The 21,261-nt window shown below is 69.4% G+C and carries 19 protein-coding genes; 14 read left to right on the top strand and 5 right to left on the bottom strand.

Features of this window, described 5'->3' with window-relative positions:
* The first annotated feature begins 117 nt into the window (after nt 1-117).
* The 13 genes from ACQPZW_RS11010 to ACQPZW_RS10950 all read left to right on the top strand — a co-directional run bounded on the left by ACQPZW_RS11010 (nt 118) and on the right by ACQPZW_RS10950 (nt 16,598).
* Nucleotides 118-1,182, top strand: coding sequence for a Gfo/Idh/MocA family protein (locus ACQPZW_RS11010; protein ID WP_433794740.1), 1,065 nt, complete (start codon nt 118-120; stop codon nt 1,180-1,182).
* Nucleotides 1,179-2,147: an NAD-dependent epimerase/dehydratase family protein gene (locus tag ACQPZW_RS11005; RefSeq protein WP_433794739.1), complete on the top strand. Its 969-nt coding sequence runs from the start codon at nt 1,179-1,181 to the stop codon at nt 2,145-2,147. The genes ACQPZW_RS11010 and ACQPZW_RS11005 overlap by 4 nt, the downstream gene beginning before the upstream one ends.
* On the top strand, nt 2,129-3,268 hold the full coding sequence (locus tag ACQPZW_RS11000) for a DegT/DnrJ/EryC1/StrS family aminotransferase (RefSeq protein ID WP_433794738.1): 1,140 nt from the start codon (nt 2,129-2,131) through the stop codon (nt 3,266-3,268). Before ACQPZW_RS11005 ends, ACQPZW_RS11000 begins: the two co-directional genes overlap by 19 nt.
* Nucleotides 3,265-3,918: an acetyltransferase gene (locus ACQPZW_RS10995; protein WP_433794737.1), complete on the top strand. Its 654-nt coding sequence runs from the start codon at nt 3,265-3,267 to the stop codon at nt 3,916-3,918. The genes ACQPZW_RS11000 and ACQPZW_RS10995 overlap by 4 nt, the downstream gene beginning before the upstream one ends.
* On the top strand, nt 3,915-5,009 hold the full coding sequence (locus ACQPZW_RS10990) for a DegT/DnrJ/EryC1/StrS family aminotransferase (protein WP_433794736.1): 1,095 nt from the start codon (nt 3,915-3,917) through the stop codon (nt 5,007-5,009). Before ACQPZW_RS10995 ends, ACQPZW_RS10990 begins: the two co-directional genes overlap by 4 nt.
* A gap of 262 nt (nt 5,010-5,271) precedes the next feature.
* Entirely contained in the window at nt 5,272-8,964 is a 3,693-nt protein-coding gene (locus ACQPZW_RS10985; RefSeq protein ID WP_433794735.1) for a DUF4082 domain-containing protein, read from the top strand.
* A gap of 16 nt (nt 8,965-8,980) precedes the next feature.
* Nucleotides 8,981-10,222, top strand: a complete 1,242-nt coding sequence (locus tag ACQPZW_RS10980) for an MFS transporter (protein WP_433794734.1) — start codon at nt 8,981-8,983, stop codon at nt 10,220-10,222.
* Complete coding sequence (locus tag ACQPZW_RS10975) at nt 10,219-11,238, top strand: TolB family protein (RefSeq protein ID WP_433794733.1); 1,020 nt, start codon at nt 10,219-10,221, stop codon at nt 11,236-11,238. The genes ACQPZW_RS10980 and ACQPZW_RS10975 overlap by 4 nt, the downstream gene beginning before the upstream one ends.
* A gap of 105 nt (nt 11,239-11,343) precedes the next feature.
* The gene (locus tag ACQPZW_RS10970) at nt 11,344-12,399 is read left to right on the top strand and encodes a hypothetical protein (protein ID WP_433794732.1); all 1,056 of its coding nucleotides are present in this window, start codon (nt 11,344-11,346) and stop codon (nt 12,397-12,399) included.
* Between the two features lie 19 nt (nt 12,400-12,418).
* Nucleotides 12,419-13,621 (top strand): rhamnosyltransferase WsaF family glycosyltransferase, encoded by a 1,203-nt coding sequence (locus ACQPZW_RS10965; protein ID WP_433794730.1) that lies wholly within the window; start codon nt 12,419-12,421, stop codon nt 13,619-13,621.
* A gap of 152 nt (nt 13,622-13,773) precedes the next feature.
* Nucleotides 13,774-14,208 (top strand): hypothetical protein, encoded by a 435-nt coding sequence (locus tag ACQPZW_RS10960; RefSeq protein ID WP_433794729.1) that lies wholly within the window; start codon nt 13,774-13,776, stop codon nt 14,206-14,208.
* Between the two features lie 146 nt (nt 14,209-14,354).
* Entirely contained in the window at nt 14,355-14,831 is a 477-nt protein-coding gene (locus ACQPZW_RS10955) for a hypothetical protein (RefSeq protein ID WP_433794728.1), read from the top strand.
* Nucleotides 14,832-15,737: 906 nt separating this feature from the next.
* Entirely contained in the window at nt 15,738-16,598 is an 861-nt protein-coding gene (locus ACQPZW_RS10950; RefSeq protein ID WP_433794727.1) for a hypothetical protein, read from the top strand.
* 88 nt (nt 16,599-16,686) lie between these two features.
* Here the strand turns inward: ACQPZW_RS10950 and ACQPZW_RS10945 are convergent, their stop codons facing one another.
* The 4 genes from ACQPZW_RS10945 to ACQPZW_RS10930 all read right to left on the bottom strand — a co-directional run bounded on the left by ACQPZW_RS10945 (nt 16,687) and on the right by ACQPZW_RS10930 (nt 19,815).
* Nucleotides 16,687-17,196, bottom strand: coding sequence for a hypothetical protein (locus tag ACQPZW_RS10945; protein WP_433794726.1), 510 nt, complete (start codon nt 17,194-17,196; stop codon nt 16,687-16,689).
* 315 nt (nt 17,197-17,511) lie between these two features.
* Entirely contained in the window at nt 17,512-18,054 is a 543-nt protein-coding gene (locus ACQPZW_RS10940; RefSeq protein WP_433794725.1) for a GNAT family N-acetyltransferase, read from the bottom strand.
* Nucleotides 18,055-18,085: 31 nt separating this feature from the next.
* Complete coding sequence (locus ACQPZW_RS10935) at nt 18,086-18,823, bottom strand: ankyrin repeat domain-containing protein (protein ID WP_433794724.1); 738 nt, start codon at nt 18,821-18,823, stop codon at nt 18,086-18,088.
* Between the two features lie 173 nt (nt 18,824-18,996).
* Nucleotides 18,997-19,815: a hypothetical protein gene (locus tag ACQPZW_RS10930; RefSeq protein WP_433794723.1), complete on the bottom strand. Its 819-nt coding sequence runs from the start codon at nt 19,813-19,815 to the stop codon at nt 18,997-18,999.
* Between the two features lie 245 nt (nt 19,816-20,060).
* On the opposite strand from ACQPZW_RS10930, the gene ACQPZW_RS10925 reads away from it, so the two are divergent.
* Nucleotides 20,061-20,420, top strand: coding sequence for a thrombospondin type 3 repeat-containing protein (locus tag ACQPZW_RS10925; protein ID WP_433794722.1), 360 nt, complete (start codon nt 20,061-20,063; stop codon nt 20,418-20,420).
* Nucleotides 20,421-20,699: 279 nt separating this feature from the next.
* On the opposite strand, the gene ACQPZW_RS10920 is transcribed toward ACQPZW_RS10925, so the two are convergent.
* Complete coding sequence (locus ACQPZW_RS10920; protein WP_433794721.1) at nt 20,700-21,173, bottom strand: hypothetical protein; 474 nt, start codon at nt 21,171-21,173, stop codon at nt 20,700-20,702.
* Between the last annotated feature and the right edge of the window lie 88 nt (nt 21,174-21,261).

Here is a 21,261-nt window from a genome sequence, read left to right as displayed (position 1 = left end):
TCGCCGACTGGCGCTCGGTTGCGGCGGATCGATAGCTTTCCCGACGGACTGCGTCGGCACCGTCCGTCCACTCTGCGCGGACGCGTTCCCGCCCAATCTCCGACGAAACGGATGCTCGTGACTTCTCCGCTCCCCGCTCCCATCGGTGTGGCCGTCGTCGGCGCCGGTTACTGGGGCCCCAACCTCGTCCGCAACTTCCAGAGCAGCCCCAACTTCCGGTTGCGCTGGCTCTGCGACCTCGACGTCGAGCGGGCCCAGCGGGTCCTCGGCGGCTACTCGACGGTCCAGGTCACGGCCGACCTCGAGGAGGTCCTCGCCGACCCGTCGGTCGACGCCGTGGCGATCGCCACACCAGCCGGCACGCACCTGCCGGTCGCGATGGCCGCGCTGCGCGCCGGCAAGCACGTGCTGGTCGAGAAGCCCCTCGCGGCCACCCACGAGGAGGGCCTGCAGCTGGTCGAGGAGGCCGACAAGCGCGGCCTGACGCTGATGTGCGACCACACCTACTGCTACACCCCGGCGGTGCTGCGGATCCGCGACCTGCTCGCGGCGGGCGAGCTGGGCGAGCTGCACTTCCTGGACTCGGTACGGATCAACCTGGGCCTGGTCCAGCGGGACATCGACGTGATCTGGGACCTGGCGCCGCACGACCTGTCGATCCTGGACTTCGTGCTGCCGCCGTCGGTGCGCCCGGTCGCGGTCGCCGCCCACGGGGCCGACGGCATCGGCGCGGGCCGGGCCTGCGTGGCCTATCTCACGCTGCAGCTGAACACCGGTGCGATCGCCCACATCCATGTCAACTGGCTCTCCCCGGTGAAGGTGCGGACCGCTATCTTCGGCGGGTCGAAGCGGACCCTGGTGTGGGACGACCTGAACCCGAGCCAGCGCCTGTCGATCTACGACCGCGGTGTCGACGTGGCCTCCCCGGAGGAGCTCGGCGACGAGCAGCGGCGCGACATCCTGGTGTCGTACCGGTCCGGTGACGTGGTCTCCCCGGCTCTCACCGAGCGTGAGGCGCTGCGGACCATGGTCGACGAGTACGCACGGGCCATCACCACGGGTACTCCGGCCCTCACCGACGGTCGTTCCGGCCTTCGGGTGCTGGAGATCCTCCAGGCCGCCTCGCGTAGCCTCGCCGAGGGCGGGACCATGATCAAGCTGAACGAAGGGCACACGGCGTGACTGGCGTATCGATCGAGGGCTCGAAAGCCCTGGTCACCGGCGGGGCGGGCACGATCGGCTCGCACGTCGTCGACGAGCTCGTCCGTGGCGGGGCCGCGGAGATCGTCGTACTCGACAACTTCGTCCGCGGCCGGCGCGAGAACCTGGCCTGGGCGCTGTCGCAGGGCGCCACGGTGAAGCTCGTCGAGGGCGACATCCGCGACCGGGAGCTGGTCCGCTCCGTCACCGAGGGCAAGGACCTGGTCTTCCACCTGGCGGCGATCCGCATCACGCAGTGCGCGGAGGAGCCCCGGCTGGCCAACGAGGTGCTGGTCGACGGCACCTTCAACGTGGTCGAGGCGGCCGCCGAGGCCGGTGTGAAGAAGGTGATCGCGTCGTCGTCGGCGTCGGTCTACGGCCTGGCCGAGGAGTTCCCGACCACCGAGCGTCACCACCCGTACAACAACGACACGTTCTACGGTGCGGCCAAGGCGTTCAACGAGGCCACCCTGCGCAGCTTCAAGGCGATGAAGGACCTGGACTACGTCGCCCTGCGCTACTTCAACGTGTACGGCCCGCGGATGGACATCCACGGCCTCTACACCGAGGTGCTGATCCGCTGGATGGAGCGCATCGAGTCGGGCACTCCCCCGCTGATCCTCGGTGACGGCCTGGCCACCATGGACTTCGTGCACGTGGCCGACATCGCCCGCGCCAACATCCTGGCGGCCCGGGCGGACGTCACCGACGAGGTCTTCAACATCGCCGCCAGCGAGGAGACCAGCCTCAAGGACCTGGCCGCCGCGCTCAGCGCCGTGATGAAGTCGGACCTCGTCCCGGAGCACGGCCCGGCCCGCGCGGTCAACGGTGTCACCCGGCGCCTGGCCGACATCTCCCAGGCGGAGCAGAAGCTCGGCTGGAAGCCGCAGCTCAGCCTGCACGAGGGCCTGCAGGGCCTCGTCGACTGGTGGCGGTCGTCCCAGTGATCCCGGTGATGATCCCCGACCTCGGGGAAGAGGAGGCCCAGGCCGCGGCCGACGCGATCCGCTCCGGCTGGGTCGCCCAGGGTCCGCGGGTGGCGCGGTTCGAGCAGGAGTTCGCGGCCGCCGTCGGCGCCGGGCACGGTGTCGCCGTGTCGTCCTGCACGACCGGCCTGCACCTGGCGCTGGTGCTGCTCGACATCAAGCCCGGTGACGAGGTCGTCGTGCCGTCGCTGTCGTTCATCGCCACCGCCAACGCCGTTCGCTACGTGGGCGCCACGCCCGTCTTCGCCGACGTCGAGCTGGCCACCGGCAACGTCACGGTGGAGACGGTCGACGCGGTGCGCACCGAGCGGACCCGCGCGGTCATCGCGGTGCACCAGGGCGGCGTGCCGTTCGACACCGCGGCGCTGCGCAAGGCGACCGACGGCTGGGGCATCGGGCTGGTCGAGGACGCCGCGTGCGCGGCCGGCTCGACCGCCTACGGCGCGCCGGCCGGCACCGGGGCCCGGGTGGCCGCGTGGTCGTTCCACCCGCGCAAGCTCATCACCACCGGTGAGGGCGGCATGGTGACGGTGGACTCGGTCGAGGCCGCCACCCGCCTCAAGCGGCTCCGCGAGCACGGCATGAACGTCTCCGCCGCCGACCGGCACGCTTCGAAGCAGCCGGTGCTGGAGGCCTATCTGGAGACGGCCTACAACTACCGGATGACCGACATCCAGGCGGCTGTCGGCCTGGTGCAGCTCGGCAAGCTCGCGGGTCTGGTGGCCCAGCGCCGCCAGTTCGCAGCCCGCTATCAGGAGCTGCTGTCGGACATCGACGGGCTGGTCCCGGTTCGCGACCCGGCCTACGGGCAGACGAACTACCAGTCGTTCTGGGTGCTGCTCGACGGCTTCCCGGTCAGCCGGGACGAGGTGCTCTCCACCCTCGCGGCGAAGGGCGTCTCGGCGCGGCGCGGCATCATGGCGGCCCACCTGGAGCCGGCCTACGCGGACATGGCGGCCGGACCGCTGCCGGTCACCGAGCGGATCACGCGGGAGTCGCTGATCCTGCCGCTGCACCACAAGCTCACCGAAGCAGACCAGGACCACATCGTCGGCGTGTTGCGCGAGCTGGCCATCCGGTGAGAGACCTGGTCATCGTCGGGGCGGGCGGGTTCGCCCGGGAGACGGCCTCGGCCGCGCTCGCGGGCGGCCGGCGGGTCCTCGGGTTCGTCGACGACAACCCGGACCTGCACGGAACCGTCCGCTCCGGCCTGCCCGTCCTCGGCCCGGTGGACAGTGTCATCGGGCTGGACGCCGACGTCGTGGTCTGCGTGGGCAATCCGCGTAACTACACCGTGCGGCAGCAGATCGTGGAGCGGCTGGGCCTCGACCCCGCCCGGTACGCCACGGTGCTGCACCCGTCGGTGTCGATCGGCGCGGGCAGCACCGTCGGCGAGGGCACCGTGCTGCTGGCCGGCACCGTGCTGACCGCCGACGTGACCGTGGGCGCCCACGTGGCGGTCATGCCGCACGTCGTGCTCACCCACGACGACCTGGTGGGCTCCTACGCCACCGTCGCCTCCGGGGTCCGGCTCGGCGGCGGGGCGATCCTCGAGACCGGCGCGTACGTCGGCTCCGGCGCCCTGATCCGCGAGGGCGTCACGGTCGGCGCCTGGGCGCTGGTCGGCATGGGCTCGGTCGTCCTGCACGACGTCCCGCCCGGCGAGATCTGGGCCGGGAGTCCGGCCCGCTTCCTGCGTAACGCTTCCGTCCCGGAAAGGCAGTCCTCATGACCCGCATCCCGCTCGTCGACCTCGCCGCCGCCCACGCGGAGGTGGCCGAGGAGGTCGAGGCCGGCTTCAAGCGCATCATCGCCGACACGGCCTTCATCGGCGGGGCGGAGGTGGCCGCGTTCGAGAGCGAGTACGCCGCGTTCTCCGGGCTGCCGCACGCGATCGGCGTGGCCAACGGCACCGACGCCCTGGAGCTGGCGTTCCGGGCCGTCGGCGTGGGGCCGGGCACCGAGGTGATCCTGCCGGCCAACACGTTCATCGCCACGGCCGAGGCGGTCGCCCGGACCGGGGCGCAGGTCGTCCTGGTGGACTGCGACCCGAGCACGTACCTGATCGACGTGGACGCCGCGCTCGCCGCGATCACGCCGCGCACCCGCGCCATCGCGCCGGTCCACCTGTACGGCCAGCTCGCCCCGGTCGACCAGCTGAAGGCCGGTCTCGCCGGGCGGGACATCGTGATCGTCGAGGACGCCGCGCAGTCGCAGGGCGCCACCCGGCACGGGCTCGGCTCCGGCGTGGACGGCATCGCCGCGACCAGCTTCTACCCGGGCAAGAACCTGGGGGCCTATGGTGACGCCGGCGCCGTGACCACCGCCGTCGAGGAGTGGGCGACCACGGTCCGCACCCTGGGCAGCCACGGTGGTCTGCGCAAGTACCACCACGACCTGGTCGGTGTGAACAGCCGCCTGGACGGCCTGCAGGCGGTCGTGCTGCGCGCCAAGCTGGCCCGCCTGGCCGGCTGGAACGAGCAGCGCCGCGCCGCCGCCGCCCGCTACCACGAGCTGCTGGCCGGTCTGGAGCGGGTGGTGCGCCCGGTGACGCTGGACGGCAACGTGCACGTGTGGCACATCTACTGCGTCCGGGTGCCGAACCGGGACGAGGTGCTGGCGAAGCTGAACGCCGCGGGTGTCGGTGCGGCCATCCACTACCCGATCCCGGTGCACCGGACGGGCGCGTTCGCGTCGCTCGGCGGATCGTTCCCGAACGCGGAGGCCACCGCGCCGGAGATCCTATCCCTCCCTATCTACCCGCAGATCACGCCGGACCAGCAGGAAAGGGTCGTCCGGGCCCTTACCGACGCACTCGGCTGATCAATTAAATCGAATTCCTCGAATTGTTCAATGTGCCCGTCCACGCAAACTGTGGGCGGGCACATATGCCCTGCGTAACAGGGCGATCACCATTCCCCTGAACGGCTGATTCGCATCGTTCGGTCGGTCGGCGAGATGATTTCGACAGTGGATGGACAGGACGCCCCCGTTTCGTTAACGTCCGGCGCAAAGTCACAGATGATCTCGGATGCCCTCGTCCCTGGAGGGCACATCACTCTTGGCGGAGAGGCACCTGCACCAGATGGACAGACGACGGGCGCTCGCATTCCTGCCGCGCTTCCGTGACCGGAAGACGCGGATCATCACCTCGGCCGGGTCAGCCGGCATCCTGATCGCCGCCGCTCTCGTCGGGTCGCTCTACTCGTCGGACGCCGCCGTCGCCGACTGCCAGCCGAACCCGGTCGTGTGCGAGAACGCTCTGGACGGCAGCCCGTCCGGCGAGTGGGACATCTACAAGGCCGGCGACGAGACCGTGCAGGGCTTCGCCACCGACATGAGCGTCGACGTGGGCGAGACCGTCAAGTTCAAGGTGCGGGCCGAGCACGCGTACACCATCGACATCTACCGTCTCGGCTATTACGACGGCGACGGCGCCCGCAAGATCCAGTCGCTGGAAGGCACCTTCCCCGCCCAGAACCAGGACACCGCCTGCGTCACCGACTCCAGCACGCTCATCTACGACTGCGGCACCTGGGCGCAGTCGGCGAGCTGGGAGGTGCCCGCCACCGCGGTCTCCGGCGTCTACTTCGCGCTGCTCAAGCGGACCGACACCGGCGGCAAGAGCCACGTCACGTTCATCGTGCGCAAGGACTCCAGCCACTCCGACGTGATCTTCAAGACCTCGGATGCGACCTGGCAGGCGTACAACGTCTACGGTGGCGCCGACTTCTACAACGACGGCCCCAACGGGCGCGCCACGAAGCTGAGCTACAACCGGCCGTTCGCCACCCGCGGCTGGAACAACGGGCGTGACTTCCTGTTCAGCAACGAGTACCCGACGATCCGCTTCATGGAGCGCAACGGCTACGACGTCACGTACACCACCGACGTCGACGCCGACCGCAACGGCGCGCTGCTGAAGAACCACGACGTGTTCCTCTCCGTCGGCCACGACGAGTACTGGTCCGGCCCGCAGCGCGCCGCCGTCGAGGCGGCCCGGGACGCCGGCACCAGCCTCGCCTTCCTCAGCGGCAACGAGGTCTACTGGAAGACCCGCTGGGAGACCAGCCAGGACGGCTCGAACACCTCGCACCGGACCCTGGTCTGCTACAAGGAGACCTGGGACAACGACAAGAGCGACCCGTCCGACGAATGGACCGGCACCTGGCGCGACCCGCGCTTCTCGCCGCCGTCCGACGGTGGTAAGCCGGAGAACGCGCTGACCGGCACGATCTTCATGGCCAACCACGACGACCTGGCCATCCAGGTTCCGGCGGCGCAGGGTAGGAACCGCTTCTGGCGCAACTCCGACGTGGCTGGGCAGGCCGCCGGCACCAAGATGACGCTGTCGCCGCACACCGTCGGCTACGAGTCCGACGAGGACCTCGACAACGGCTTCCGCCCGGCCGGCCTGATCCGCCTGTCGACGACCGTCGGCGAGACCCCCGAGTACGTGCGCGACTTCGGCAACACCGTCTCCCCCGGCACCACCACCCACCACCTCACCCTCTACAAGGCGGCGAGCGGCGCGCTGGTCTTCGGCGCCGGCACCGTGCAGTACGGGTGGGGCCTGGACGCCGAGCACGACACCGAGTTCGCCCAGGAGCCCGCCGACAAGCAGCTCCAGCAGGCGACCGTGAACCTGCTCGCCGACATGGGCGTCCAGCCGGCCACCCTGATGGGCACGCTGGAGCCGGCCTCGAAGTCGACCGACACCGTCGGGCCGACCACCACCATCACCACGCCGGCCGCCGACAGCACGGTCGCCAACGGCAAGCTGGTGACCGTCTCCGGCACCGCCGAGGACAACGACGGCGGCCGGGTCGCCGGCGTCGAGGTGTCGCTCAACGGCGGCAAGACCTGGCACCCCGCCGAGGGCACCGACGAGTGGTCGTACAAGGGCGCGGTGACCGGCAACGGGACCGCGACGATCAAGGTGCGCGCCACCGACGACAGCGTCAACATCGGCGCCGTCAAGTCGCGGGTGCTGACCCTGAGCGGCTCCACCTCGCTGTTCGGCAAGACCGTCCCGGAGAACCCGTCGATCAGCGACTCCGACGCCGTCGAGCTGGGCGTCAAGGTGATCCCGCAGACCAGCGGCTTCATCAAGGGCGTCCGCTTCTACAAGGGCGAGGGCAACACCGGCACCCACGTCGGCACGCTGTGGTCGGCCGACGGCGACGTCCTGGCCCGCGGCACGTTCCAGGACGAGACCCCGACCGGCTGGCAGGAGCTGGTCTTCGCCTCGCCCGTCCCGGTCACCGCGGACGTCACCTACATCGCGTCGTACACCGCCCCCAACGGGCACTACGCCGGTGACAAGTGGGCGTTCATCTACGGCCCGCACGAGGCGGACCCGCTGGTCGCGCCGAGCACCCACGAGGCCGGCGGCAACGGGGTGTACGAGATCGCCGGTCACTTCCCCACCAAGTCGCACAGCTCGACCAACTACTACGTCGACGTGCTCTTCAACGTGGGCAACGTGACCCCGCCCTCGGTCACCGCGATGGCCCCGCTGCCGAACGCCGCCTACCAGGTGACCTCCACCAAGCCCGCGGTCACCTTCAACAAGGCGGTCGACCCGGACTCGGTCGACTTCGACGTGACCTGGACCGGTGGCACGGCCGCGGGCACGGCCGACTACGACGCCGACACCCGCCGGGCGACCTTCACCCCGTCGTCGGCACTGCCGGCCGGAAAGCGGATCACCGTCGCGGTGACCGCCGCCGACCCCAACGGCAACGCCATGGCCAGCCCGTACACGTGGTCGTTCACCACCAACCCGGGCAACGTCGAGATGCACACCCTGTTCGGCGAGACCGACCTCCCGGCGGTCGCCGCGGTCGACGAGCCGGCCGCGGTCAACCTGGGTGTCAAGTTCGTGCCGCAGGCCGACGGCAAGGTGGTCGGCATGCGGTTCTTCAAGGGCCCGGGCAACACCGGCACGCACACCGGCTCGGTCTGGTCGGCGTCGGGTTCCCGGCTGCGGAACGCCACCTTCGTGAACGAGACTGCTACCGGCTGGCAGTACGTCTACTTCTCGGAGGCGCTGACCGTGACCGCGGGCACCACCTACACCGTCTCGTACCACGCGCCCCAGGGCGACTACGCGGTGACCGGCAGCTACTTCTCGGCCGAACGTCAGCGCGGCCTGCTGACCGCGCCGGCCGGCAACAACGGCGTCTTCCTGTACGGTGCCGAGGGCTTCCCGCAGAGCTCCTGGTCCAGTGGCAACTACTGGGTCGACCCGCTCTTCGCGAGCACCGCCGAAGCGCCCGAGGAGCCGCAGACCCCTCAACTGCCGGCGAACACCGTGAACCTGTTCCCGGGCGCTCCGGTCCCGGCCCACGCGAGCTGGGACGACAGCAACGGCGTCGAGGTCGGCGCCCGGTTCAGCTCGGATGTGGCCGGCAAGGTGCACGGTGTCCGCTTCTACAAGGGCAGCGGCAACACCGGAACCCATACCGGAACGCTCTGGTCGGCCGATGGGTCAGTCATGCGTACCGGAACGTTCGTGAACGAGACCACCGAGGGCTGGCAGACCCTGGTCTTCGACTCGCCGGTCACCATCACCGCGGGCACCGAGTACGTGGTCTCCTACTACGCGCCGCACGGCCACTACGCGGTCACCGGCGGCGGTCTGGCCTCGGCGACGGAGAACTCGCCGCTGCGGACGGTCGCGGGCGGCGCCCGGTACCAGTACGGCGGCGGGTTCCCGCAGGGGACGTCGACGGCGAACTACTGGGTCGACGTCTACTTCACCCCGGCAGGCTGAAAGGCAGCACGTGTACGTGTCGTTACGTGACCGCCCCGGAGCCGGCTCGGCTCCGGGGCGGGGGCGCGCCACCCGGCGGATCTCGTCGACGGTGGTGCTCCTGGGAGTGGTCAGCATGCTCACCGACATCTCGTCGGAGAGCGTGGCGTCGATCCTTCCGCTCTACCTGACCGCCGTGGTCGGGCTCAGTCCGGTGGCGTACGGCTTCATGGACGGGCTCTACCAGGGCGTCAGCGCGTTCGTGCGGATCGCCGGCGGTTATGCCGGCGACCGCGGCGGCCACCCCAAGTGGGTGGCCGTGGCCGGGTACGGCGCGTCGGCCCTCAGCCGGCTGGCCATGCTTCCGGCGGCCGGGTTCGCGGCGATCTCCGCGGTGGTGACGGCCGACCGGCTCGGCAAGGGGCTGCGCACCGCGCCCCGGGACGCGCTGATCGCCGAGGCGTCCGACCCCGCAGACCTGGGGCGGGCGTACGGCGTACACCGCACCCTCGACACGATCGGCGCCGCGATCGGCCCGCTGGTCGCGTTCGCGCTGCTCGCCGCGGTGCCCGGCAGCTACGACTCGATCTTCGTGGTGTCGTTCGCGTTCGCGATCGTCGGCGTGGCGGTGCTCGTCCTGTTCGTCCCCAACCTCAAGTCGAGCGCCGGGAAGGCCCGGATCGGGCTGCGCCGGATGTTCCGGGAGATCAGTGGGAAACGGCTGCGCAAGCCGCTGCTGGCGGCGTCGGTCCTGGGCCTGCTGACCGTCGGGGACGGCTTCGTCTACCTGGCTCTGCAGGAGCGCGACGACTTCGCGGCCACCTGGTTCCCCCTGCTGTACGTCGGCACCAACGTCGCGTACCTCCTGCTCGCCGTGCCGCTGGGCCGGCTCGCCGACCGGGTCGGCCGCGGCCGGGTCCTGATCGCCGGGCACGGCGCGCTGCTCACCTGCTATCTGCTGGCGGCTCTGCCGGCCGGCGGGCTCGGCCTGACCGTCGGCACGCTGCTGCTGCTCGGCGTCTTCTACGCGGCGACCGACGGCGTGCTGCCCGCGCTGATCAGCCGTCTGGTCCCGGCCGAGGCGCGGGGCAGCGGGATCGCCGCCGCGCAGACCGCCGTGGCCCTGACCCGGTTCGCGTCGTCGCTGATGTTCGGCGTGTTGTGGACGCTGCAGGGGCCGGGCACGTCGCTCGTCATCTTCGCGGCGGTGCTGGCCGTGGCCATCCCCGTGGCCGGGCTGCTGCTGCGCGGCATCGACCGGGCGGAGGTCGCCCCGTGACCCTGCGGTCACGCGTGATCGCGCTCGTCGTGATCCTCCTCGTCGCCGTGCTGGGCGCCGGTGGATACGTCTGGCAGACCCGGGCGAGCCAGGCCCGTACGATCGCCGAGGCCGTCCCGGTGGCCACCGCCGGTGACCTGGCCGGACTGCGCAACCAGCCGCACGTCGTCTTCCGCAGCACCGCCCTGGGCGCCGAGTACGGCCGTGTGGCCGTGGTTCCGCTGTCCGCGCCGGACGGCCCCCGGGCGTTCACCCCGGCCTCCTGCGACCGTGTCCACGCCACCGCCACCGACGCCATCTGCCTGGCCGCGAGCCGGGGCCTCGTCACCACCTACCAGGCGCTGCTGCTGGACGCCTCGTGGAACCGGACGAACGAGCTGCCGCTGACCGGCCTGCCCAGCCGCACCCGGCTGTCCCGGGACGGCACGCTGGTGGCCACCACCACGTTCGTCTTCGGCGACTCGTATGCCAACCCCGGCCAGTTCTCCACCCGGACCGTGGTGTCGCGGACCACCGGCGAGGTGATCGGCGACATCGAGAAGTTCACCCTCACCGTCGAGGGCAAGGTGGTCACGGCCTCCGACAAGAACATGTGGGGAGTCACTTTCGTCGATGACGACGGGTTCTACGCCACCGCCGCCTCGGGCGGTAGGACCTGGCTGGTCCGCGGTAGTCTGTCCGCGCGTACTGTGACCGCGCTGCGCGGTGACGTCGAGTGTCCGTCCCTCTCCCCGGACGGCACACGCGTCGCTTTCAAGAAGCACGGAGATCTGCCCTCCGGCAGGTGGCGGCTCGCGGTCCACGACCTGAAGACCGGCGCCGAGACCCTGCTCGCCGAGACCAACAGCGTCGACGACCAGGTCGAATGGCTCGACGACGACACCATCGTCTACGGCCTGCCGCGGGAGACCGCCGGTTCGGCCTCCAGTGACGTGTGGCAGGTCCCCGCCGACGGCACCGGGCAACCGCGGATCCTCATCCGCGACGCCTGGTCGCCCGCAATCGTCCGTCCCTGAGCCTCCTTGGTAGACCTGGGCCTCCTTAGTAGAAGGGCAAGAACGTTGACCGATCCGAGTACGGGTCCCATCACCACCCACCGGAAAGCGCCCCGGCGTGCCCGTGTGGCAGTGATTGCCGTCCTGGGTGTGGCCACGCTCGCCGCCGCCGGATACCTGATCAATGCCTACCGGACGTCACCTGACGCCGAAGCCGTCGCCGGCACCGCCTCCGCGACACCGGAGAGCGCGACGCTCCCGGCGCCCGCCCCGTCCGGGTCGGTGCTGCCGTCGGCCAGCCTGCCGGTGAGCCCGTCGGCGTCGGCGCCCTCGCCGTCACCGTCGGCGTCCAAGAAGCCGGAGACCCCGAGGCGCAGCGGCGGCCACCCCAACGCCGGCAACACGGGCGTCCCGTCCGGTGTCACCCTCGCCACCTACAAGGGGCCGTGCACCATCTCCAAGAGCGGGACGGTCATCGACGGCAAGATCGTCGGCTGTGACGCCCTGGAGATCCGCGCCACCGACGTGAAGATCAGCAACAGCCGCATCAACGGCCGGCTGGTCACCACCGAGAAGTCGAACTACTCGTACACGCTCACCGACTCCGAGGTGAACGCCGGGGTCTACCAGGGCGCGGCCGTCGGCAGCACCAACATGACGATCCTGCGCTCGGACATCCAGGGCGGTCAGACCGCGGTCGTCTGCTCGTACAACTGCACGATCCGGGACTCCTGGCTGCACGGCCAGGAGCTCCCCGCCGGCTCCGACTGGCACCTCGGCGGCTTCCTGGCCAACGACACCGGCGCCGACGGCACCACCAAGGTCGTCCTCGACCACAACACGATCGTCTGCGACAGTCCGTCCAACTCGGCGGGCGGCGGCTGCTCCGGCAACGTCAACCTGTTCCCCGACTTCGGGCCGGTCTCCAACATCACGGTCACCGACAACCTGCTCGGGGCGAACGAGGACATCTCGTACTGCGTCTACGGCGGGTCCACGTCGGACAAGGAACACGTCAGCGGGGTCCGCGACATCGTCTTCACCGGCAATGTCATCCAGCGGGGCAAGAACTCCAAGTGCGGGCAGTACGGGCCGGTGACCAGCTTCGACCCGGCCAAGCCCGGCAACCGCTGGGCGAACAACAAGTGGGACGACGGCAAGCTCGTCGAGTCGGCGAACTGAGAAGGACGGCGGGGAAGTCATGAATCTGCTCGGATCGGCACGGCAGCGCGAAGCCCTCAAGGTGCTGCGCGAAGCCGGCCCCCGCGGTCTCGCCCAGCGGATGGTGCGCGTCGCCTACCACCGGCTGAGCGCGTCCGACCTGGAAGCGCCGCTCGACTTCGACCACATCGCCGACTCGCAGGGCCTGCGGCTCACCGCACCCGCCCAGCGGCCGGCCCGCGGCACCCCACTCACCGTCGGCTGGCTGTGCACCCCGCCGCGACCCGGCTCGGGCGGCCACACCACCCTGTTCCGGATGGTGGAGGGCCTCGAAGCGGCCGGGCACAAGTGTGTGCTCTACATCCACGACGTCTTCCATGGTGAGCTGGCCCGGCACGAGGCCGTCATCCGGGAGGGCTGGCCGGGCATGAAGGCCGAGATCCGGTCGGTCTCCGACGGTCTGGGGCCGCTGGACGCGTACGTGGCGTCCGGCTGGGAGTCGGCGCACGTCCTCGCCTGCTACCCGGACCTGCCGACCCGCCGGCTGTACTTCGTGCAGGACTACGAGCCCTGGTTCTACCCGGCCGGCTCGCAGTACGTGCTCGCCGAGGACACCTACCGCTTCGGCTTCCGCACCATCACGGTCGGCCCGATGCTCGCCGACCTGCTCGGCGACAAGTACGGCACGGCATGCGCGGTCGCCGAGTTCGGGGTGGACACCGCCGTCTACCAGCTGACCAACCAGGAGAAGCGGCGCGGCGTGGTCTTCTACACCAAGCGCGACTACGCCCGTCGTGGCTTCGCGCTCGGGCTGGTCGCGCTGCGCGAGTTCCACCGGCGCCACCCGGACCACGAGATCCACCTGTTCGGCGACGCCACGGTGCGGGCGCCGTTCCCGGCCACCAACCACGGCACGGTACGCCCCGCGCAGCTCAGCGAGATGTACAACGAATGCGCCGCCGGCCTGGCGATGTCGTTCACGAACCTGTCGCTGGTGCCCGACGAGATGCTGGCGTGCGGTGTCATCCCGATCGTCGGCGAGTCCGAACACGCGCAGGCGAGCATCGACAACCCGTACATCCAGTGGACGCGCCCGACCCCGATCGCCCTGGCCGACGCCCTGTCGGCGGCGGTGACCGGCGGCCCGGCACCGGCTTCGATCGCCGCGAGCATCCGCCAGACCCCGTGGGGAACCGCCCAGCGGGTCACGCTGGAGACCATCGAGAACGAGGTCTACGGCTGACACCGGCACGGCCACCTCTCGGTGGCCTCGCCCGGCGAATCCGCCCCGTCGTCTTTGGCGACGGGGCGGACGAGCCCCTCCAGCTTGGTCCTCAGCCGAGCCCGAGCGTGCCACGGGAGCAGCCAATCGATGATGGCCAGTAACTTATGTCCATGAGCCGAAGAACCGACCTGGTCGCGTTGGCCGGCGTAGCCGTCGCGGGAATCATCGCGATCAGCTCAGCCGAGGGTCGCTACGAGCCTTTCGATGCCATCTCCGGCGTCGTCCTAGCCATTCTGCTCATCTCCTTCTACCGCATTCCGCCCTCGATCAACTGGCGTGACGCCCTCTACGAGGCGGCCTCGGTAGCCGCGGTCGGCGCGTTGCTCCTCTGCATCATGGTCGCCCCGATCATCGACGCCGCGGTCGCGCCCTTGTCCGCCGATTCCAGCGCCACCAAGGCCATGGAGGTCACCGTGGTGGTGAGCTCGCGCCTGTCCTGGACGTGGTTGATGGCCTTCATCCCGCTGTGGATCACTCTTTTCGGCATCGCGCTTCGGCCATCCGCTCGGAGCACGCCGACAACTCCACCCGACACTGCCCGGTGAAGACACACGCGAATCGGCAAGTCCGTCACCCGGCTGCTCGTTCGAGCCTCCGTCAGCGCCAAACCGCAATCGGCGGCATGTGAGGGCGCCGGTTTGCGGTCGTGAACAATGGGCGGCGGCCCCGCCGTACAAGGAAAGGTTCGATCATGGGTTGGAACACCTCGGTGCTCTTCCGTCAGGGCGTGACGGCGGACGAGGCTGTGGACGACCTCGCCATCACGGATTTCAGCGGCGAACTGGTCGGAGCCGACCAGGCCACAAGCGGCCTCAAGCCCGACGCCCTCTATGCCGCCGAGTCCGGTGGCTGGGTGCAGGTCTGGAACCCGATGATGGATGTGGTCATGGGCTGGGAGCCGACCGACCCGGCCGACGCTCTGGTGGTCTTCTTCAGCAGCGTTTCGAGCACATACGGCTTCACGCTGTTCACGAATGGCGAACGAACCCGGCATTACGTCTACGCCGATGGTGTGGCCGTCGAGGACGAGGGAACGCCGCTACCGGTCGAGGCCGAGATCGCCCTGCCGTCCTGGGGCCCAGACGAGGACTTCCTCTGGTCGATCATCACAGCAGTCACCGGTCTCCAGTACGACGAAGAGCTGCGGTACCGCGTTTACCCCGTGTGACGGGCATGATCATGGCGCATCACCGACGGCCCGAGCGCGTGCACTGTCATCGGCACAAGCGGTCGCCGTCCGGCGGCTGACAGCCGCGCCGATGACGGCGACGATCGGATCGCAGCAGAACAGTACGCCGTAAGTGATGGCCACGTACCGTCACGGCCGACTCCTTGCGCGGCCGACGCGGAAATGCCAGCATGGCGCCATGATGATCAACAGAAAGGCTCATGCCGCGTAACCGGCCAGGCGCTATCCGCGCCACTCAGCACGCCGCCGGCCACACCGTCCGCCAGTGGCTCCGTGAGGGCGGAGAGCCGATTGACCGTCTCTCTCCCGCTACAACCGCGGTTGTCCGAGCCGTCGAACACAGCGGCAATCTCGGTCGGCATCACCGTAGCGCAGAGTGCTACGACCCTGACCCGTTCCATGAACACGTCCGGCCCGGGCGTACTGCCGCCTTCCTTCTGGAATATCGAAAGTTCCTACGCCAACCCGGACGGCAGCTTCGCCTCGAAGCGTCGGGCTGCCCCGCGTGTCCTGGCTGTCAATATGAGGACGTAGCCGAGGTGCGAGACGCCTTGGAGGCGGTCACCCGGTCCTTGCCGCCGCCGGCCCGCGCCGAGATGCGCCAGCTACTCAACCGCCTCGACGCCGACTTTCGACGCCGCACACTTGCTGACCCCGTCTCCAGGACGAGCTGGGCAGGCGAACCGCTGCCTTGGTGGCACCGTCGGATCTACAAGGAATGGCCTCCCCACTGACTTACCATCGCGGCACCCGCATGACGGCGGACCGAGCGGGTCTCAGCGACAAATGAGGATGCCGAGTGGAAAGCTGTGCTGCATGTCAGGCGGAAGTTCATCGTTCACCTTCCGTCCGCTCGGCAACCCCGGGCGGCAACGATTTCTGCGCATGGACGAACTTGAGACCGTCTACAACTCGCCGGAGGCCGGTCCGGACAGTGTGTTTCGCTGGGAGCGCCGATCGGAGGCCCTGCCGTATGTGGGGGTCGTCGTGTCGATCATCGGTGAGGACCGATGCTTGGTCGTCCTGCGCAAGCGGGGACCGAGCCAGTTTCTTGTTCAGCCCGGTGTGGACGGCGATGTGGTCGTGACGATGCGGGGCGCGCGGGTTGCCATGCCACGCGGCGCTGTGCTGCCTCGTGGGCATGGTCTCGAGGCACTGCGGAGCGTGGGTGACGTGGAGCGGCTGCAAGCGGTAAGTGCGTGGCGAAAGCTGCCGGAGTGGCGCGATGACCCACTGCATGAGCGACTTGGTGATGTCGTCGAGGAGGCGATCGACAAGGCCTACGAGCTGGTGCTGGCGGGCGTTGAAGGCGGGCCGGCGGGGCTGCGCCACCTCGGCAATCTCACGCTGCTGCATAACGCGGTGATGTCCGGCGGCGTTGACTGGGTCCGTTTGGACCAGCCCCCGCAGTTGGTCGCAGCGGGGGCTGCCGGCGCCGAGTACCTCGGCCTGCCGGATCTCGCGGCCGTGATCCGCCGGATTCACACCGACTCGGACCCAGACTATGAGTGGCGACTGGGCGCGCTGTACCACGAGTACTCGGGGCCGTTCGGGGACGACGCCGGGACGATCCGCGCCGCTGTGGCACGCCGGATCGACGTCGAACCGCAGGAATTCGGCCTACAGTCCGACACCATCACGAGATCGAGAACGCCACCAGCATGGCGGTCAGCGACGGCGAGGGCCGGGCACATGGAACCCGCACCGACGTTTTCAAACTCAACAAGACCCGGTTCGCACTCATAGACAAGACAAGACGCCAGGCCCGGCACAGCAGCTGCCAGCCGTGCCGGCGGCGCCCGGCGCGAGCGCGGATCGCGGCAGAATCGGATGCTCAACGCCGCCACATGCTCTGCTGGGCCTGCGCCGCTCGGCTGGTCAGCTTGGGAAGGGCCGGCGGTTCGTACGGGGCGGGCCAGACTTGGAGGAGATATTCGTCGAGCGGCGGGTCATCAATGCTGCGCCCGCTCTCCTTCGATGCGCGGTCCATGCCGCGAGCGTGGTAACGAAGGCGGTAGGTCGCCGCGCCCATCGGTAGCGGCGAGAGGTTGTGGCTTTCCTCGCCGCCCCAGCAGAACAGCATGAACCGCTCATTTTCGGTCGTCATGCTGATCTCGGCGATGTCCTCGAAGTCGCTTGACGCCGGACCGGGATCTCGCCGGTCCATGGTCACTGTCAGCAGCACGTATCCGGTGTGCAGGCTGGTGCCGAGGACTGCCCCATTGCCGACTGCACCGATCAAGCCCGTACCGTCGGGTCCGCCGAGGTAGGCGCCGATATCCGAGCCGTCCGCCCTGTTGACGTAGATCTGGCCGTAGGCGGTGAAGACATCGCCATAGAGCACTACAGTTCCGGGACTCACTGCTGCAACGTAGCCGTCAGCAGAGCAAGTTTCGCCCCAAACGCGTCAGGTTCAGCGGGTGCTGAGCCTACGGAGCCGTTGCACTCAACTCGGCATGTGAGGGCGGCGGCACGGCCAGCATGTACTCAGAGCAGGTCTGTGGTGCCGGCTTGCGCTCTGCGCGGACCTCTGCGGCCCCGCGACGGACGGCGTTCTCTGGCGGCAACCTCACGTCGCACGTTCTTCGCTGGCGTGGACGGACTTCGTTGACGAAGAACAACTGACATCCATCACACCGTCTGGAAGGCGGAGGCGATGTCAGCGGGTGCGCACGTCGATGAGATAGAAGAGCAGCTCGCCCTTCTCGTCGTTTTCCGTGTGGTCTACATGCATACCCAACCGGGTGACGATGTGGCGGGATGCGATGTTGTGCTGGCGGATGGTGGCCCACACACGACGCAGACCGGCCGCGCGGCCCTCCTGCAGCACCGCGGCGGCTGCCTCGGCGGCGTAACCGCGGCCTCTCTGCGCAGCCCGGATCATGTAACCGATCTCGGGCTCCTCCGCACCGGTTCGGCCCTTGAACATTCCGCAGTTGCCGATCAGCAGGCCGGTCCTGGAGCACCGCAACGCGTACCAGCACAGGCCGTGGTCCCGCTCTGCGGCAACCCGATGGGCAATCCAGCGCTCGGTTGCTCGACGGGCGGCGAAGGGCCCGGCCCCGACGGTGTTCGTCTCCGGGTCGGCGAAGAGGGCATGCAGCTCGCCGGTGTCGTCGGCGGTGAAGGTGTGCAGGTTCAGGCGAGGCGTGCGCAGTGACGGTGACATCGCGGCACGGGGTGTGGAGGACATCGTCGTCATCAGATCAAGGTGATCACCTGGGGACAACCGGTTAAGGGTTGCGGCCGTCTAATTCGGCCTGCTCGCGGGGCCACTGCTCCCAGAGGCGCCGCCAGCCGAGACGGGCCGTGATCGCTGCGGTGTCCTCCAGGTCGCTGATCGCGGCGAAGACGTCCGGCCGGGCCTTCTCCAGCCAGGCCGTGATCGGTTCGCGAGTGCGTTCCAACGTCGCGTCCAGGCGGGCGCCGGCCGTGATCAGGGCTCGGATCAACTCGATGTCGCCCATCCCGTAGGCGGCGGCGACCAGCGGGGTCACCCCAGCCACGTCGGCGCCGTCGATGTCGAGGCCCTCGGCGAGCAGCCGTTGCAGCAGGGTGAGATCACGCAGGTGGGCCAGGAAGTGCAGGAGGGTGCGGCCCCGATGGTCGCGGGTGTGTGCGGAGACACCGGCGTCGAGCAGCGACACCACACCCTCGGTGTCGCCGTGCAAGGCGAGCCGCATCAGTTCGCGGCGCTGCTCGTGCAGGCGTCGCGGTAGCCGGGCCTGACGGGCGGCCGGGGCCGGGGCCACGACCGGTGCCGTGGGCACCGGTGCCCACGGGTCGTCGAAGGTGATGTGGTCCCGCGACCGAGGGGGCCGCCCAGCGGGACCGTTCTCCATGGCGACCTTGGCGGCGAAGCAGCCACTCCGGCCGCCACCGAGGGCGGCCAGTGTGGCCTCGCGCTGTTCCTCCTGCTCGGTGTGCGGAATGTGGACCCGTCCGTCCCGCCAGCGGACCTCGTGCCACACCCCGCCGCAGCGCACCCGGACCGGTCGCGCCGCCGGGGGAGCGGGACGCGGTGGGCCGGCCGGTGGTTCGGTCGCGGACGGGAACAGCGCCGCGTGGATCAGGGGATGCAGATGGTCCGGGTCGAGCAGTCCGAGACCGATCAGTACGGCGTCGAGCGGCAGCCCGAGACGGTTCAGAGGCAGATATACGGCGGGCCGGGGTAGTCCCGGAAGTCCACGGCGAACCGCCCGTCCCCGGCCGGGGTGAACGCCAGATTCGGGCCGGCGGCGATCCGGCCGGAGGTGGTCGCGGCGGTTTCGCGGACCGCGTGCACGATCTCCGGCAGCCGGTACCAGTAGCCGGCGACCAGCCTTCGATTGACCTGCAGATGCTGCTCGGGGACATCGGCTCCCAGGTCCGCCCACGCCTGCCGGAAACGGTCGGTGTCGTGCAGGTCCCAGATCAGATGGTCATGTGGGGCCGGGCCCAGGCCGTACCAGGTCAGCAGCTCGCCGGTGTGGCGGGTGTCCCACACGTGGCGGGGCAGGTCGGGGTCCACGTACCTGTGCCACGTGCAGGGCTCGTGGTCGGCGTCGCCGCGATAGACCATCGGCGGGCCGGACGTCCGCGGAGGCCCGGACGTCAGGACCAGGCGTAGCTGCTGACGGCCGTAGCCGGTGCGCGGGCTGCCGACCGCGAGGACCAGGTCGTCGTCGTAGCGGGCGAGCACCGACAGGCGCCTCGGCGTCAACGCGGTGTGGCCGGTACTCGGGCGTCGAGGCAGATGCCAGCGCAGCAGTTCGGGGGCGAGGTGCCGGAGATCCTCCTCGATGCGGTCGGTGGTGGCCGTACCCAGGGAAAGGTTGAAATCAACCGCGACGTCGGCGGCGGCGCAGGCGCCCCGCCAATCGCCGGCGAGGCGACGCTCCGTCGCCCGGCGGATCATCGGGGCGGGCACCGCGTAGCGGCGGGCGATGCGCCAGCCCCGCGCAGCGCCAGCGGTGAGAACCACCGCCACAACCTAACCGGCCGGGCTCACACGCCCCGCCAGCCCAGCAGATTCGGTCCGAAGCCGGCAATGACACGACGGATCAACCCGCCTTTAACGCCCTCTTCTCGGCACGAGCGCGCCTCGGGCCCCTCCGGCGAGCGTCACGCCGCGTGACTTGCTCACCGCCGGCTGCCGCGCTTGGTGCGGTGCTGTGCTTCTTCCTGCGCCGACGGTTACCGCTGGCTCCGTCAGGGAATCTTAAGGAGATGAGTACCTATCCTGATCCGGCCTTGCACGGCGATGTCTACCCTTCTGAAGAGGAGATCGATCCGGCCGGCACCGACGGCCCGGTTGGGGCGTACGCCAGCCGGCCCGGCCCGCTACCAGCCTCCGCGCCTGGATCGCCGCCCATCCCCGGACCGGCAGGCCGGGTCGCCACCGCCGCTAACTCGATTGTCAGTCGGCGCCCGGACGGATCGATTGAGGTGGTCACCGACCTTGACGGTGACGGCATCGCCGACGTGGTGCAGCTCGACCTCGACGGTGACGGGGTGCCCGACCTCACCTACCTCGACACCGACCACGACGGGAAGCTTGACACCGTGCTGCGCACCCCGAATCGCTGACAGCACGGTGCGGCGCCGGCCCATTTCCGGACCGCACACGCTGCCGCAGATCATCGTGCATGGACCGGTCACGCCCAAAGACCGGTGACGGCTCCCTCTGCCGCAGCGACCTCAGCGACGGCTGAGTGCTGATCTCGTCAGCGTCGAGGTGCTCCTACACGGGTGCCGCCACGACAACCGACGGGAAACGCGCCACCAGCACACAAGTACGCTCCTCGTCTTGTCTGCGGCAATAGAGTGCATGGCTCGACCGGTGAAAGCCATGCTGAGAGTCGCTCGTCAGTTTGAGCTGCTCGTGATGGCCTGCTGGAGCAGGGTTAGCTGCTGACTCGGGAACGGTATGTCGCCCCACGCCCGCCGATATCCAACCTCACCATGCTGCTCCAGCACCGTCTGCGCCATCTTCGCCGTCGCCGCTGTAAAGGCGTCCACCCGGATCCTGCCGACCCAGCGCCGCCGCGCTCCCTGCCACGGATCCTTCGCATACTCGTCTCGAAGGAAGAGGATCTGGACATTGACCTCTTCGGCCGCTCCGCCGAAGACAAAGACGTGAGCACCAGGTTCGGTGGGCAGCCAGGCAAGTGTGGCACTCGATCCGATACGGAGATCGAGCGCAGCCTGGAGAAGGCTCTGCAAGCCGTCGCCGACGTAGGTCGTACGAAGCTCCAGCAGCTCCTCGCCAACGGCCCAAGTGAGGTTGGCTGATCCGGTACCGACGATCTTCCAATCCATGCCGAATCCGCCCATGTCCATGTGAGCATTCTGCCCTGAGCCGGTTCAAGGGCGAGCTACCGACCTCATCCTCTGTTCAGCCCGTCAACCGGCAGTCGCTCCACGGTTT

Source organism: Actinoplanes sp. CA-252034 (genome assembly GCF_050956125.1).
Taxonomy (GTDB): Bacteria; Actinomycetota; Actinomycetes; order Mycobacteriales; family Micromonosporaceae; genus Actinoplanes.
This window is presented reverse-complemented; position numbering and strand designations above follow the sequence as displayed.